At 65.3% G+C, this 15,302-nt stretch carries 13 protein-coding genes; 7 read left to right on the top strand and 6 right to left on the bottom strand.

Going from position 1 to position 15,302, the window contains the following annotated elements; genetic code table 11:
• The first annotated feature begins 107 nt into the window (after positions 1 to 107).
• Entirely contained in the window at positions 108 to 968 is an 861-nt protein-coding gene (locus AKL29_RS18855; RefSeq protein WP_028332971.1) for a D-amino-acid transaminase, read from the top strand.
• A gap of 155 nt (positions 969 to 1,123) precedes the next feature.
• On the opposite strand, the gene AKL29_RS18850 is transcribed toward AKL29_RS18855, so the two are convergent.
• From AKL29_RS18850 to AKL29_RS18840, 3 genes are all read right to left on the bottom strand, one after another.
• A complete protein-coding gene (locus AKL29_RS18850; RefSeq protein WP_028332972.1) occupies positions 1,124 to 1,582 on the bottom strand; it encodes a carboxymuconolactone decarboxylase family protein in 459 nt (152 codons plus the stop codon).
• A 27-nt stretch (positions 1,583 to 1,609) separates the two neighbouring features.
• Positions 1,610 to 3,229 carry an MDR family MFS transporter gene (locus AKL29_RS18845; protein ID WP_050385175.1) on the bottom strand — a complete coding sequence of 540 codons (1,620 nt, stop codon included), beginning with the start codon at positions 3,227 to 3,229 and terminating at the stop codon, positions 1,610 to 1,612.
• Positions 3,230 to 3,559: 330 nt separating this feature from the next.
• Positions 3,560 to 4,708 carry an HlyD family secretion protein gene (locus AKL29_RS18840; protein WP_050385263.1) on the bottom strand — a complete coding sequence of 383 codons (1,149 nt, stop codon included), beginning with the start codon at positions 4,706 to 4,708 and terminating at the stop codon, positions 3,560 to 3,562.
• A 143-nt stretch (positions 4,709 to 4,851) separates the two neighbouring features.
• Between AKL29_RS18840 and AKL29_RS18835 the strand changes: the two genes are divergently transcribed.
• From AKL29_RS18835 to mctP, 4 genes are all read left to right on the top strand, one after another.
• Entirely contained in the window at positions 4,852 to 5,763 is a 912-nt protein-coding gene (locus AKL29_RS18835) for a LysR family transcriptional regulator (protein WP_050385174.1), read from the top strand.
• A 303-nt stretch (positions 5,764 to 6,066) separates the two neighbouring features.
• Positions 6,067 to 7,038 (top strand): tripartite tricarboxylate transporter substrate binding protein, encoded by a 972-nt coding sequence (locus AKL29_RS18830; RefSeq protein ID WP_050385173.1) that lies wholly within the window; start codon positions 6,067 to 6,069, stop codon positions 7,036 to 7,038.
• A 145-nt stretch (positions 7,039 to 7,183) separates the two neighbouring features.
• Complete coding sequence (locus tag AKL29_RS18825; RefSeq protein WP_028332977.1) at positions 7,184 to 7,369, top strand: DUF3311 domain-containing protein; 186 nt, start codon at positions 7,184 to 7,186, stop codon at positions 7,367 to 7,369.
• A gap of 12 nt (positions 7,370 to 7,381) precedes the next feature.
• Positions 7,382 to 8,872 carry a monocarboxylate uptake permease MctP gene (gene mctP, locus AKL29_RS18820; protein WP_050385172.1) on the top strand — a complete coding sequence of 497 codons (1,491 nt, stop codon included), beginning with the start codon at positions 7,382 to 7,384 and terminating at the stop codon, positions 8,870 to 8,872.
• Here the strand turns inward: mctP and AKL29_RS18815 are convergent.
• Entirely contained in the window at positions 8,843 to 12,319 is a 3,477-nt protein-coding gene (locus AKL29_RS18815; RefSeq protein ID WP_050385171.1) for an indolepyruvate ferredoxin oxidoreductase family protein, read from the bottom strand. The genes mctP and AKL29_RS18815 overlap by 30 nt on opposite strands.
• A gap of 158 nt (positions 12,320 to 12,477) precedes the next feature.
• Between AKL29_RS18815 and AKL29_RS18810 the strand changes: the two genes are divergently transcribed.
• Positions 12,478 to 12,933 (top strand): Lrp/AsnC family transcriptional regulator, encoded by a 456-nt coding sequence (locus tag AKL29_RS18810; RefSeq protein WP_028332980.1) that lies wholly within the window; start codon positions 12,478 to 12,480, stop codon positions 12,931 to 12,933.
• A gap of 172 nt (positions 12,934 to 13,105) precedes the next feature.
• On the opposite strand, the gene AKL29_RS18805 is transcribed toward AKL29_RS18810, so the two are convergent.
• Both AKL29_RS18805 and AKL29_RS18800 read right to left on the bottom strand, forming a co-directional pair.
• Positions 13,106 to 13,600, bottom strand: a complete 495-nt coding sequence (locus tag AKL29_RS18805; RefSeq protein ID WP_028332981.1) for a hypothetical protein — start codon at positions 13,598 to 13,600, stop codon at positions 13,106 to 13,108.
• Between the two features lie 57 nt (positions 13,601 to 13,657).
• The gene (locus AKL29_RS18800; RefSeq protein ID WP_244482161.1) at positions 13,658 to 13,999 is read right to left on the bottom strand and encodes a muconolactone Delta-isomerase family protein; all 342 of its coding nucleotides are present in this window, start codon (positions 13,997 to 13,999) and stop codon (positions 13,658 to 13,660) included.
• A gap of 192 nt (positions 14,000 to 14,191) precedes the next feature.
• Here AKL29_RS18800 and AKL29_RS18795 point away from each other — a divergent pair, with 192 nt between their 5' ends.
• Positions 14,192 to 15,112 carry a LysR family transcriptional regulator gene (locus AKL29_RS18795; protein ID WP_028332983.1) on the top strand — a complete coding sequence of 307 codons (921 nt, stop codon included), beginning with the start codon at positions 14,192 to 14,194 and terminating at the stop codon, positions 15,110 to 15,112.
• Positions 15,113 to 15,302: the final 190 nt, after the last annotated feature.

Raw genomic sequence — 15,302 nt, 5'->3', positions numbered from 1 at the left:
TCGATGCTGCGCATCGCCCCGGAATGACGGCGGCTACAGGGTTTTCCCCCGTTAACAATTTGCGTATACGAAGGCCTGAAACCCCCTTCGTCCGCAGGAGAACTCGCGTGGAAAAGATCGCTTACGTCAACGGCTCGTTCGTGCCGCATTCGGAGGCCAAGGTCTCGGTCTTCGACCGCGGATTCCTGTTCGCCGACGGCATCTACGAGGTGGCGGCGGTGCTCGAGGGCAAGCTGATCGACAACGCCTCGCACCTGGCGCGGCTCAAGCGTTCGGTCGGCGAGATCCAGCTCGCGCTGCCGGAGACGCTTGAGCGGATCGAGGAGATCCAGAAGGAGCTGGTTGCGCGCAACGACCTCGTCAACGGCATGGTCTATCTCGAGGTCACCCGCGGCGCCGACAAGGGCCGCGACTTCGCCTTCCCGAAGGCCGACGTCAAGCCGACGCTGGTGATGTTCACCTCGGAAAAGGACATCATCAACGCGCCCTCGGCCAAGACCGGCATCAACGTCATCACGGTGCCCGACATCCGCTGGGAGCGGCGCGACATCAAGAGCGTGGCGCTGCTGGCGCAGGTGCTGGCCAAGCAGGCAGCGGCCGCGGCCGGCGCCGGCGAAGCCTGGATGATCGAGGACGGCAAGGTCACCGAGGGCGGCTCGTCCTCGTCCTTCATCGTCACCCAGGACGATGTCATCGTGACCCGGCAGAACGGCAACGAGATCCTGCCCGGCTGCACCCGCAAGGCGGTGGTCAAGCTCGCCGAGGAACGCCAGCTGCGCATCGAGGAGCGCGCCTTCACGATCGAGGAAGCGCTCGCCGCCAAGGAAGCCTTCATCACCAGCGCTTCCGTCTTCGTGCAGGGCGTGGTCGCGATCGATGGCAAGAAGGTCGGAGGCGGCAAGGTCGGCCCGATCACCGACCGCCTGCGCGAGATCTACGTCGAGTTCGCCCGCGCGACGGCGGTTTAGGACCGTCGCCGCACTTTACGCTGTCATCGCCCGGCGCGACCGCGGCGATCCAGTATTCCAGAGACGGCGGTGCTTGAGCCGAGGCGTCGCGGCGTACTGGATGCCCCGCATGAAGCGGGGCATGACAGCGGAATATATCGCTGAGAGTATGGTCCTCACGCCGCCGCTTTCGCCTTCACCGGATGCACCGCGCGGAAGCCGATGGCGATCCGGTTCCAGGCGTTGATCGCGCCGATCAGCGTGGTCAGGTTGACCAGTTCGCTGTCCGAGAACTGGGCGCGCACCGCCTCATAGTCGGCGTCGGGCGCATGCGTCTCCGCAACCAGCGTCAGCGCTTCGGTCCAGGCCAGCGCCGCGCGCTCGCGCTCGCTGTAGAGCGGGGATTCGCGCCAGGCGTTGAGCAAATAGAGCCGCTGCTCGGTCTCGCCGTGCTTACGGGCATCCTCGGTGTGCATGTTGATGCAATAGGCGCAGCCGTTGATCTGCGAGGCGCGGGTCTTGACCAACTCGATCAGCGATTGCTCGAGGCCGCTCGCAGCTATCTGGTTTTCGACCGCGACCAGCGCTTTGATGGTCTCGGGTGCGGCCTGGTAGAAGTTCATGCGCGGCTTCATGGTCGTTCTCCGTGGTTGTGGTTTGGGTTAGTGCGCACCGCCGCCAGCGAGCTGGCCCGGCTTCTTCAGGAAGAGTGTCGCCGCGAGTGCGATGATCAGCGCGATGCCAAGCAGATAGAAGGTATCACTGAAGGCGAGGATGTAGGCCTGCTTCTGCACGACCTTGCCGATCGCCGCGATTGCGCGGTGGGCGGCCGCGGCCTGATCGGCGACGCCGTGGTTCATGAAATACTGCGTCAGCTGCTCAATCCGGTTCCGCGTGGCCTGTTCCAGCAGCGAGACCGACTGCATCAGCACGTTGGAGTGATATTGCTCGCGCTTGGTCAGCAGCGTCTGCAGCACGGCGATGCCGACGGCGCCGCCGAGGTTGCGCATCATGTTGAACAGCGCGGAGGCCGAGCCCGCGTTCTCCAGCTCGATGCCCGCGGTCGCAACCGCCGACAGCGGCGCCATCACTAGGGCCTGACCGATCGCGCGGACGATGTTGGGCCAGAACAGCTGGTCGGTGGCATAGTCGTTGGTCATGAAGATGTTCATGAAGTTGGAGCCGGCGAACAGCGCGAAGCCGACGCCGATGATGATGCGCGGGTCGAAGCGCTGCATCAGCCGCGGCACCAGCGGGATCAGCACGAGCTGCGGCAGCCCGGTCCAGGCCAGCACCATGCCGATCTGCTCGGCGTTGTAGCCCTGGATGCGCGACAGGTACTGCGGCAGGATGAACACCGAGCCGTACAGCGCGATGCCGAGCAGGAAGTTGGCCAGCATGCCGAAGCCGAAATTCCGGCGCGCGAGCAGGCGCAGATTGAGCAGCGGCTTCTCCACAGTGAATTCGACGATCAGGAAGGCGACCAGCGCGACCGCCGCGATCACCGACAGGCGGACGATGAAGGGCGAGCCGAACCAGTCGTCCTTGTTGCCTTCCTCCAGCACCGTCTGCAGCGCGGCGAGGCCGATCGCCATGGTGATGATGCCGAGCCAGTCGCCCTGGCGGATCAGCGATAGCTTCATCGGGCTCGGATCGAGCGAGACGTACAGCATCGCGATCATCACCGCGCCGGGAACCAGATTGACATAGAAGATGTACTGCCAGCCCCAGTTCTCGGTGAGATAGCCGCCAATGGTCGGGCCGATCGCCGGCGCGAAGGTCGCCGACAGCGCGAACAGCGCGAGCCCGATCGGCTGCTTGGCCTTCGGCAGCAGCGTGATGATCAGCGTGAATGCCATCGGGATCAGCACGCCGCCGGTGAAGCCTTGCACCACGCGCAGCGCGATCATCTGGGGCAGGTTCTGCGCCAGCGCGCATGCCGCCGAGAACACCAGGAACAGGAACGCATTGGTGAGCAGATAGATGCGCACCGAGAACACCTGCGCGAGCCAGCCGGAGAGCGGGATCACCACGATCTCGGCGATCAGATAGGAGGTCGAGATCCAGCCGCCGTCGTCAATCCCGGCGCCGATCGCGCCCTGCACATCGGCGAGCGAGGCGTTGACGATCTGGATGTTGAGCACCGCCATGAACGCGCCGAGCGTCGCCCCGATCACCGCGATCCAGGTCTTTGTCGGGATCGCCGGCGCCGCCGGCGTGGCGGGGGCGGGGAGTGCGGCGGCGTTCGCTGCGTCGGCGGCTGTGGGCTGAAGTGCGGTCATCGGCGTGTTCTCTCGCTTGCACACGCAAGATGTATTAGGCGGCCACTTTCGATAATCCGAGAAAGACTGGAAGGATTGTTCTGTCGCGGTTGATAATCGGGCGCTGTTACGACGCGTGACGCAGATCCTTCGTCTGCCAGCCGTCAGTTCGTGAGATGGGCACGCCTGTCAGGCTCCCTCTCCCGCTAGCGCGAAGGGTGGGGTGGGGGCTCTCTCCGCGAGTCGTGTCGTGGGGAGAGCCCCCACCCGCCGCGCGCTACGCGCACGTCGGCCTCCCCCGCAGGCGGGAGAGGCGAAGAAAGTTCGCACTCTTATCGTTGACCGTAGTCTCTATCCGCCGTTCGCCCGCGTCGCCGACGCCAGCCGCCGCTTCTCTTCGCGCTCGGCCAGCACGGTTGCCTTGGTGTTGACGGTCGGGATCGCCGACATGCCGGGGCGCAAGAGGCCGGTGAGGCTGTGGTCGTCGAGCACGATCTTCACCGGCACGCGCTGCACGATCTTGGTGAAATTGCCGGTGGCGTTGTCGGGCGGCAGCAGCGCGAATTCGAGGCCGCTGGCCGGCGACAGGCTGTCGACATGGCCCTTCAGCGTGGTGCCGCGAAAACTGTCGACCGTGAGCTCGACCGGCTGGCCGTTGCGTACATGGGTCAGCTGCGTCTCCTTGAAATTGGCGACCACATAGACCGCGTCCAGCGGCACCACCGCCATCAGCTGGGTGCCGGCCTGCACATATTGCCCGACGCGCAGCGAGCGGGCGCCGACCGTACCGTCGACCGGCGCGGTGATCCGGGCGTAGGACAGGTTGAGCTCGGCCTGCTGCTCGACCGCGCGAGCGCGGTCCACCTGCGCTGCGGCCTGGGCGCGCTGCGTGGTCAGAACGTCGACCTTGCGCTGCGCCGCCGACAGCGCCGACTTCGCGTGCTGCAATTGCGCGGTGTTGGCACGCAGCGCCGCGTCGGTCTGTTGCGCGCGCTGAATGGTGCCGGAGCCGGATTTCATCAGCCCGTCGTAGCGGGTCTGCTCTTCCTGCGCGAATTTCAGGTTGGCCTCGGCGGCGGTGACGTCGGCCGTGCTCTGGTCGATGATCGGCTGCTGCAGCTCGAGCTGGGCATCGAGGTTGCGCACCGAGGCGCTGGCGGCGTCGACATCGGCCTTGGCCTGGCCGAGCGCGGTGCGGTAATCGCGGTCGTCGATCTCAGCCAGCAACTGGCCGGCCTTCACCGGCTGGTTGTCGGTGACCAGCACACGGGCGATGTAGCCCGACACCTTCGGGGCGATGATCGTGGAGTCCGCCTTCACATAGGCGTCGTCGGTGGTTTCGAGGTAGCGGCCGGTGGTGACGTAGTCGTAGCCAAAGTCGGCTGCCACGGCGACGCCGATGATGGCGACGAGCCCGAGGGCTGCCCGCTTGATCGCTTTCCGCGACGGGCGGAGGCCGATTTTGGCCGAATCTTCAGGGACATAAGTGGTGGTCGACATGACAGCCTCCGGGTCGAACATTCGCGTCCTTCCAGAAAGGGCGCCCAGTACGGCCCCTTAGATGCAATGTCCTCCCCGCTGTGATAATCCCGATAAAACTGGAAGCATTATCAAGCCAGCGCTGATAATCCGGACCTTGCCGCATGGATCGCCTGACCAGCCTGACCGCCTTCGTCCGGGTCGTGGATACCGGCGGCTTCTCCGCCGCCGGCCGCAAGCTCAACATGTCCACCACCATGGTGAGCAATCACGTGCAGTCGCTGGAGGACCGCCTCGGCGCCCGGCTGCTCAACCGCACCACGCGCAAGGTCAGCCTCACCGAGGTCGGCCAGGCCTATTACGACCGCTGCGTCCAGATCCTCGCCGACATCGAGCAGGCCGACGACATCGCGGGCGCGCAGCAATCGGTGCCGCGAGGCACGCTGCGCATCTTCACCAACACCCATCTCGTCCAGTTCCTGTCGCCCGCGGTGGCCGAGTTCCTCGCCACCTATCCCGAGGTCAAGGTCGATCTCACGATCGGCGAGCGCAACGCAGATCTAATCGACGAGAACTACGATCTCGCGGTGCGCATGGTGCCGCCGCCGGACTCCAGCCTGATCGTGCGCACCATCGCGACCTGGCGCCACGTGCTGTGCTGCTCGCACGGCTATATCGAACAGCACGGCAAGCCAACGCTGCTGGCCGACCTCTCTGCGCGCAACTGCATGCGCCACGCCAACTATCCCTATGGCGACGAGTGGCGCTTCGCCGACCGCAAGGGCACGCCGGCTGCGGTGCGCGTCTCCGGAAATCTGATTTCGAACAGCGGCGAAACCCTGAAGCTCGCGGCGCTGGCCGGCGTCGGCGTCTTCCTCGCGGCCGGCTTCCTGGTCCGCGACGAGCTGGAGTCGGGACAACTGGTCCGCCTGCTGCCCGAATACCGGCCGGTCGAGCTCACGATGAACGCGGTCTATCCGCACCGCCATCATCTCTCGGCGAAGGTCCGCACCTTCATCGACCTCCTGGTCCGTCACGCCACCGAGCAGCAGAAGCTGATCAATCCGTACTCGTGATGGGAGGTGTGCAGGGTAGGCACGCTTGCACTGAGCGGCCTCCGCGCTCCGGTGATGGAGCTGGTCGCATTTCTCTCTGTTCGTCGTCCCGGCCCCCCGTGCGCAATTGCGCACTAGGCCGGGACGACAGTGTGTGTGTTGCACGACCGGTGAGTCAGACATCCGCAAGCTCGCGGCCCGTCGCGCCACCCCGGATGACGGAACTAGCAGCAGAGCGCTTTCCTACCGCGTCATGACGGCCCGGCATCCCTTGCATGGCGTTCGCGTGTATGAAGACGGCAGCGTCTGCCGCCGGGGCCTGCCATGCCGCTTCGTCTTCTCGCATCACTCCTGTTCGCGCTCGCGGCAAACCTGCTGCTGCAACTGCCGGCGCGCGCCGCCTATCCAGACCACATCGTCAAGATCGTGGTGCCGTTCGCGCCGGGCGGAGGCACCGATGTCGTCGCGCGGACGCTGGCGCAGGAGATGCAGAAGGATCTCGGCGTCACCGTCATCATCGAGAACAAGCCGGGCGCCGGCACCATCATCGGCACGCAGAGCGTCGCGGCGAGCGCAGCCGACGGCTACACGCTGCTGATGGCGACCTTCGCCAACGCAGTCAATCCGAGCCTTTACAGCAAGCTGCCCTATGACGCGCACAAGAATTTTGCACCCGTGGCGCTGGTGGCGCGCTCATTCAACGTCGTCGTGGTCAATCCCGCTTCGCCGATCAAGTCGATTGCCGATCTGATCGCGGCCGCGAAGGCCGATCCGGAAAAGCTGTCCTACGGCACCTATGGCACCGGCACCTCGGCGCATCTCGCCGGCGAACTGTTCAAGCACATGGCCGGGGTCAATCTCACCACCGTTCCTTACAAGGGCGCGGCGCCTGCCATCACCGACCTCTTGGGCGGCCAGATCCAGGTGATGTTCACCACGGTGGCAAGCTGCGCCTCGCTGGTCGAGGCCGGGCAGCTGCGCGCGATCGGAGTGACGTCGGCCGAACGCTCGCCCGCGTTCCCGCAATTGCCGACGGTCTCGGAAGCCGGCGCATCCGGCTATGTCGCCGAATCCTGGTACGGCCTCTACGCGCCGGCCAACACGCCGCCGGACATCATCGACCGCCTCAACAAGTCGGCGGCCAAGGCCGTGCAGGCGGAGGCCTTCAAGAAGCTCAGCGTCAATGAGGGCCTGGTGATGGTGGCCTCTCCGCCGGCCGAACTCGACCGCTATTTTGCCGGCGAGGAGGCGCGCTGGCGCAAGGTGATAAAGGACGCCGGCATCAAGGCCGAATAGGCGGCATGCACCAGGTGATGATCACATCTTTTTGCGTCGCATTGCCGTAACCGTGATTCTAGACGCAACGAACCGGTTCCTGGATCGTTGCCACGATCAGCGGAACCTCCCGCCTTGAGCTGTGTCTTGCGTCAAAGAGTAGGCCATGTGGATTTTGTTGCTGCTGCCGTTCATCGGCTTGCTGTGGGTGCCGTTCTATAATTTCGTCGAGCCCTCCCTGTTCGGCTTTCCCTTCTTCTACTGGTACCAGCTCGCCTGGGTGCCGATCTCCTCGCTCTTGATCTGGCTGGTCTATCGCAGCCGCCGGCCCGATGCCGACGAGCAGCGGTGAGGGGGAGACACCATGACCGATCACATCGCCTGGGTAGCGCTCTGCGTCTTCATCTTCTTCTTCGCGCTCGTCACCGTGATGGGTTTCTTCGCGGCGCGCTGGAAATCCGCCCCGGTCAGCGAGCATCTCGACGAATGGGGCCTCGGTGGCCGCCAGTTCGGCACCTGGATCACCTGGTTCCTGGTCGGAGGTGATTTCTACACCGCCTACACCGTGATCGCGGTGCCGGCGCTGGTCTATGCGGTCGGCGCCTATGGTTTCTTCGCGCTGCCCTACACCATCATCGTCTATCCCTTCGTGTTCGCCGTCATGCCGGTGCTGTGGAAGAAGGCGCATGCCAGCGGCTACGTCACCGCCGCGGACGTCGTCCACGGCGCCTATGGCTCGCGTGCGCTCGAGCTCGCGGTGGCGTTGACCGGCCTGGTCGCGACCATGCCCTACATCGCGCTGCAGCTGATCGGCATGGAGGTCGTGATCAAGGCGATGGGGCTATCAGGCGAACTGCCGATCATCGCCGCCTTCGTCATCCTCGCACTTTATACCTATAGCTCCGGCCTGCGGGCGCCGGCGCTGATCGCCTTCGTCAAGGACATCATGATCTACATCGTGGTGCTGGCCGCCGTAGTCGTGGTGCCGGCGAAGCTCGGCGGCTATGGCGCGGTGTTCTCGGCCGCCAACGACGCCTTCACGGCCAAGGGCGGCGCCACTGGGCTGACGCTGAAGCCTTCGCAGTATCTACCCTATGCGACGCTGGCGCTGGGCTCGGCGCTCGCCGCCTTCATGTATCCGCACACGCTGACCGGCATCTTCGCCTCGAAGTCGGCGGATACCATCCGCAAGAATGCGATCCTGCTGCCGGCCTATACGCTGCTGCTCGGCCTGATCGCGCTGCTCGGTTACATGGCCTATGCCGCCAACATCAAGGTGACATCGCCGAACGACGTGGTGCCGATGCTGTTCAAGACGCTGTTTCCGGAATGGTTCGCGGGCTTTGCGTTCTCGGCGATCGCGATCGGCGCGCTGGTGCCGGCGGCGGTGATGAGCATCGGTGCCGCGAACCTCTTCACCCACAATGTCTGGAAGTCCTATGTCAATCCGGACATCTCGCATGCCGGCGAGGCGTCGGTGGCGAAGATCACATCGCTGGTGGTCAAGGTCGGCGCGCTCGCCTTCATCCTGTTCCTGCCGACGCAATATGCGCTCGACCTGCAACTGCTCGGCGGCCTCTGGATCGTGCAGACCCTGCCGGCGCTGGTGTTCGGGCTGTTCACCGTCTGGTTCCGCGCCGAAGGGCTGCTGCTCGGCTGGGCGGTCGGCATCGGCTGGGGCACGTACACCGCGTGGAGCAACGGGCTGAAGCCGCTCGCCAGCATCACGCTCGGCGATGCCAGCTACAGCTTCTATGTCGGCCTCGGCGCGTTGCTGCTCAACATCGTCGTGGCGGTGCTCGCGACCGTCGTGGTCGGCTTGATATCACCCGCCAAGCGCCGCGCGGCGGCCTGAGCCGTCGCCTTGGTCTGACGGGGCGGAGATAAGTCGCGCGGTGAGCCGCGCGACCTCCGCCCTGGTCTTCTCGATCGCGGCGTCCTTCACCGGCCCATAGCCGCGGATCTCCATCGGCGCCTTTGCCAGCGCGACGAGATCGGGCAGCCGTGCCTTGTCGAGCTTGCCGAGCATGGTCTCGATCAATGCCTCATACCAGGTGATCAACTCGCGCTCGGTGCGGCGCTCGGCGGTGTAGCCGAACACGTCGAACGCCGTGCCGCGCAGTGCCTTCAGGTTTGTCAGCAGCCGCAGCGGCGTCTGGATCCACTGCCCGAATGCGCGCTTCCTCGGCCGTCCCCGTGCATCGCGCCGTGCCGGAAGGAACGGCGGTGCAAGGTGATATTGCACCGTGAAGTCGCCGTCGAATTCTTGGCTGAGCTCGTCGAGGAAGCGCGACTGCATATGCAGCCGCGCCACTTCGTATTCGTCCTTATACGCCATCAGTTTGAACAGCGACCGGGCCACGGCGTCGGTCAAGGTCTCGCTGCCGAGCGCCACTTCGGCGCGCCGTACGCGGTCGATCGTCGCCCGATAGCGCGCGGCATAGGCCGCGTCCTGATACGACCTGAGGAAATCCGCGCGCCGAGCGATCACCTGCTCCAGCGTTTCGGGCACATCGGCCGCAGCACCGTCGGCCTTCGGCAAGAACTCCGGATCGGCGAAGGCGATCCGGCCCCAGGCCAGCGCCTGCCTGTTGCGCTCGACGGCGACGCCGTTGAGTTCGATCGCGCGGGTCAGCGCCTCCAGCGAGACCGGCACCAGGCCCTGCTGCCAAGCAAAGCCGAGCATCATGATGTTGGCAAACACGCTGTCGCCGAGCAGCCGCTCGGCCAGCGCGTTGGCGTCGATCATGGTGAGGTTGCCCGACCCGATCACCCGCTCGATCGCGCGCAAGCGAACCGGCGAGGCGAGGTCGGCATCGCGGAAGCGCACCACATCACCGGTCGGCATCTCGGCGGTATTGACCGCAGCGCGCATTCCCTTGCGATAGGTGCCGGACGCTTTTGCCGACGAGCTCACCACGAGGTCGCAACCGATCAGCGCGTCGGCCGCGCCCTGGTCGATCCGCACCTGATGCAGCGCGTCGGGCGTAGCCGCCAGCCGCAGATAGCTCAGCACGGGGCCGAACTTCTGCGCAAAACCCGTGAAGTCGAGCACCGAGACGCCGCGACCCTCGAGATGCGCGGCCATCGCGATCAGCGCGCCGACGGTGATGACGCCGGTGCCGCCGACGCCGGTGACGAGGAGATCGTAGGGCCGCTCCAGTCCCGCGAGCTCCGGCACCGGCAGCGCAGCTGCGCGTGTCAGCGGATCGATCGCGCTCGCGCTCTTCGCCCGCCGCTTGCCGCCCTCGATGGTGACGAAGCTCGGGCAGAAGCCGTTGAGACAGGAAAAGTCCTTGTTGCAGGTCGAGAGGTTGATCCTGCGCTTGCGGCCGAACGGCGTCTCCTTGGGTTCGACACTGAGGCAGTTGGATTCCACCGAGCAGTCGCCGCAGCCTTCGCAGACGAGGTCGTTGATGAAGGCAAAGCGCGCGGGATCCTCGATCGTGCCGCGCTTGCGCCGCCGCCGCTTCTCGGTGGCGCAGGTCTGCTGATAGATCAGCACGGTGACGCCGGGAATTGCGCGCAGCTCGCGCTGCACGGCGTCCATCGCCTCGCGCGGATGGATGGTGACGCCCGCGGGCAGGTCGGCCGGCGAGAAATGCGCGGGGTCGTCGGAGACCAGCGCGATCCGCGCGACGCCCTCGGCGCGGACAGAGTGCGCGATCGCCTGCACGCTGACCGGGCCGTCGACCGGCTGGCCGCCGGTCATCGCCACCGCGTCATTGAACAGGATCTTGTAGGTGATGTTGGCTTTCGCGGCGATCGCCTGCCGGATCGCCATCGAGCCGGAGTGATAGTAAGTGCCTTCGCCGAGATTCTGGAACACGTGGCTGTTGCCGGTGAATTTCGATGATGCCGCCCAGTTGACGCCTTCGCCGCCCATCTGGATCAGCGACGAGGTCTCGCGGTCCATCCAGCTTGCCATGAAGTGGCAGCCGATGCCGGCCAGTGCCTTGGAGCCCTCGGGCACTTTCGTCGAGGTGTTATGCGGGCAGCCCGAGCAGAAATACGGCGTGCGCGTCGCGCCCGGCACCGCGATCATGCGGTCGCTCTCGGGCACCAGTGCGGCGACGCGGCGGGCGAGCTGCAGCTCCGGAAACATCGGGTCGAGCCGGCGCGCCAGCACGTCGGCCAGCATGCGCGGCGACAATTCACCGGTCCAGGAGATCAGCCGCGCGCCGCTCTCGTCATGCTTGCCGACCATTCGCTCCGGCTTGGAGCCGGGATAGTCGTAGAAATATTCCTTGAACTGGCTCTCGATGATGCCGCGCTTCTCTTCGACCACGAGGATCTCACGCTTGCCCTTCACGAACTCCATCGCATCATGCAGCGCCAGCGGCCACACCATGCCGACCTTGTAGATGTCGATGCCGAAGCGGCGGCAGGCGGCTTCATCCAGCCCGACCAGCCGCAGCGCCTCCATCAGATCGAGATGCGCCTTGCCCGTGGTGACGATGCCGTAGCTCGCATCCTTGATGTCGTAGATGTGGCGGTCGATCGGATTGGCTTTCGCGAAGGCGTAGACCGCGTGCTTCTTCGCCTCCAGCCGTTCCTCGATCTGCGGGCCCGGCAGATCCGGCCAGCGATAATGCAGGCCGCCGGGCGGCGGCACGAAATCCGGCTGCACGAAACGGCGTGGCGGCCGCAGTTCGACCGAGGCGCCGGATTCCACGATCTCCGAGATCGCCTTGAACCCGACCCACATGCCGGAGAACCGGCTCAGCGCGTAGCCATATTCGCCGAATGCGTGATATTCGCCGACATCGGCCGGATGCAGCGTCGGCATGAACCAGCTCATGAAGGCGACGTCTGACTGGTGCGGCATCGAGGACGATACGCAGCCATGGTCGTCGCCGGCGACGACGAGCACGCCGCCATGCGGCGAGGAGCCATAGGCATTGCCGTGCTTCAGCGCATCGCCGGAACGGTCGACGCCGGGGCCCTTGCCGTACCACAGGGCGAACACGCCATCGACCTCGCGACCCCTTTGCGTCTCGACCTGCTGCGAGCCGAGCACCGCGGTCGCCGCGAGGTCCTCATTCACCGCGGGCAGGAATTCGATGCGGCTGTCCTTGAGCTGCTCGCCGATCTTCCACAATTCGAGATCGACGCCGCCGAGCGGCGAACCGCGATAGCCGGAGATGAAGCCCGCGGTGTTGAGGCCGGCGGCGCGGTCGCGCCGCGCCTGGTCGAGCACGATGCGAACGATGGCCTGCGTGCCGGTGAGGAAGACGCGGCCATGTTCGCGGCTGTAGCGCTCGGACAGCTGATAGGCGTCGAGCAGCGGCATCTGGCCCATGACTGACCCCTCCGGGTTTCGCGATGTTTGATCCGACTAGGCTATGCCTGTGGGCTTGGTAGGTCTTACCTATCCATTCATTCGTCGAGGGGAAATCGGCAAGATGTTGCGAAAAGTGGGATAGTATGGTAGAGTTTACCAAGTCGGAGAGGCTCGCAATGGTCGAAGGGCAGGACGAGAAAATCCTCGCCGAGTTGCAGAAGGACGGCCGCGCCACCAACCAGCAGCTTGCGGAAACCGTCGGGATGTCGACCTCGGCGTGCTGGCGCCGGGTCCGTGCGCTGGAAGAGTCCGGCGTCATCTCGGGCTATTCGGCGCTGGTCGCGCGCGAGCGCGCCGGCTTTGCGACGTCGGCGATCCTGCACGTTTCGCTGGAGCGCCACGACGTGAAGTTCGTCGACGAGTTCGTTGCCCGGGTGATGAAGCGCCGCGAGGTGCTGGAATGCTTCGCAACCACCGGCGACGCCGATTATCATCTGCGCGTCGTGGTGCGCGACATGGACGCCTACAACAAATTTCTCGACGAGTTCATGTTCCGTATTCCCGGCATCCGCCACGTCCGCACCAACGTGATCCTGAAGGAGATCAAGACCGGCGTGGCGTTGCCGTTTTGAAGTGTGCCGCGACGGCCGCGCCATACATGCGCTGTCGTCCCGGGGTAGGCCGGGACCCATAACCACGAATACGCATTGTTGCGCGGGACTGGAACGACGGGTCCCGTCCACCACATCGGCTGCGGAGTGTGGGTCCCGGCCTTCGCCGGGACGACGATGTTTGATGCGGCATCTACGCCTCCGCCGATTTGGTGCGCGTCAGCAGCATGAACACCATGACATGGCTGACCAGCAGCAGCGGCACGTAGAGCGCCGGAATGTAGATGCCCGCGCCGAACAGGCCGGGATCGCCGATCTTCACGCCCATGTAATAGGCGTTGAGCAGATCCAGCGTGCCCCAGATGTTGAACAGCCAGACGATCGGAATCGCGATCGCCCACCGCCAGGACAGCGCCGCCATCGCGAGCAGAGCGAGAACGGCGGCGACGAGATCGCCCCATCCGACCTCGCTTGCGAAATCCGCGCTCAAGTGCGGCGACACGAACCCGGCCACCATGAAGTTCATGCCCAGGAACCGGAACGCATGGAACGCTGCGAGTAGTCGGAGCGCGCTGTCACGTGGCATCGCGCGGACTGCCGGCCAGACATAGGTGACGGCCACGACAGCACTTGTCAGAAACGCGCCGGCGACGCTGAGGACGAATGGAAGATTGAAGCCCGGGGGCATCGGCGGATTTCCTTGTTGTCGATCGGTTCGGTTGGCTTGCGTTCAGGACCTTGACGCTCAGGGCTTGGCGACGAGCAGGCGGAGCGGCAGCAGCGGGCCGACCCCGATGTACTCGTGATCCATCAGATCGAGCTTGGACAATGGCAGGCCTTCCATGATCGCGTGCGCCTCGGATGGATCCTTGGCATCGAACAGGAAGACCACGCCGCGCCCGTCGGAGCGCGAATACCATTCGCGAATCTTGCCGTTGAGATAGAGCTGCACGGTCTGCCGGATTTCGTCCGGCATCACGGCCATCACCTGATCGCGGGTGACGCCAGCTTTCGCGGTGAGGATGACCATCACGCCGGTGGTGACGGTGGAGGTGGCTTGTGCTTGCGCAGGGGATGGTGCAGTCATGGAAGTGGTGCCTGTCAAAGTGAGGGTGAGAGCCAGGATTGTGTGACGGATTGTTCGCATCGGTCGCAGGTCTTCGCTCGCGACGGGTGTCGTGATGTTGCGTGGAGCAGCGCGCGTCGCGTTGCCGCTGCTTGTGGCTCCGATGTAGGGTGGCTTTCCGCGAGCGACTATTCGCGATAATGTTCACAGGCCATGAAGCAGAACTTCACAGTCCGGCAAGGCGCGCTCGACGGCGTCGAGGCATTCCTGGCCGTCGCGCAGCACCGCAGTTTTCGCCGCGCGGCGGCCGAGCTCAGCGTCACGCCGTCGGCGATCAGCCAGGCGGTGCGCGCCCTCGAGGCGCGCCTCGGCGCCGTGTTGTTCATCCGCACCACCCGCAGCGTCGGGCTGACCGACGCCGGCGAACGGTTTCTGGCGCGCGCAAGACCGGCATTCGAGGAACTGGTCGCGGCGAGTGGGGCGGCGCGCGAACTCGGGCAGAAGCCCGCCGGGCTGTTGCGCCTCACGGTGCCGCGCTCGGTGGTGCCGATCCTGCTGGAGCCGCTGATCGCCTCGTTCTGCAAGGCCTATCCCGAGATCGAGGTCGAGCTCGCCGCCAGCGAGGAATTGGTCGACCTCGCCGCCGGCGGCTTCGATGCCGGCATCCGGATGGGCCAGTTCATCAACCCGGACATGGTCGCGGTGCGACTGACCAAGCCGTTCCCGTTCGCCATCGTCGGCAGCCCGGACTATCTCGCACGCCGCGGCCGGCCCAAGCGTCCGGACGATCTGCGCGCGCACGCGTGCCTGCGGCTCCGGCGATCGAACGGCGGGCTCGCGCCATGGTCGCTGAACGACAACGGCCGTTCGATCGAGCTTGCCGTGTCGGGATCCTTCATCGGCCATGATTTCCCGACGCTGGTCGGCGCCGCCATCGAAGGCGTGGGTCTCGCGCAAGTCCCCGCACCGCTGATATCAGGCGCTGTGAAGGAGAAGAAGCTCGTCCGCGTGCTGGAGCCATTCGCGCCGACCACGCCGGGCGTGTTTCTCTACTATCCCGGTCACCGCCAGATCATGCCGAAGCTGCGCGCCTTCATCGATCATGTGAAGCGCCGGCCGGGAGCCGCGCGATGAGCCAAATGTAGGATGGGTGGAACGAAGCGTGACGACACCGCGCTGTTTGAAATCTTGAATCGAGAACCATCCCCATCGTCATCCCGGCGAAGGCCGGGACCCATAACCACGAATGTGAATTATTGCGCGACGCCATGGCCGCAGCTTTCTTCAACAACACAACCCTGTGGTTATGGGTCCCCTGAGTTCG

The sequence above is a fragment of the Bradyrhizobium pachyrhizi genome, from assembly GCF_001189245.1.
In the GTDB taxonomy this organism is placed as follows: Bacteria; Pseudomonadota; Alphaproteobacteria; order Rhizobiales; family Xanthobacteraceae; genus Bradyrhizobium; species Bradyrhizobium pachyrhizi.
Note: the sequence above shows the minus strand (reverse complement) of the source record. Positions and strands in the feature narration are given on the sequence as shown.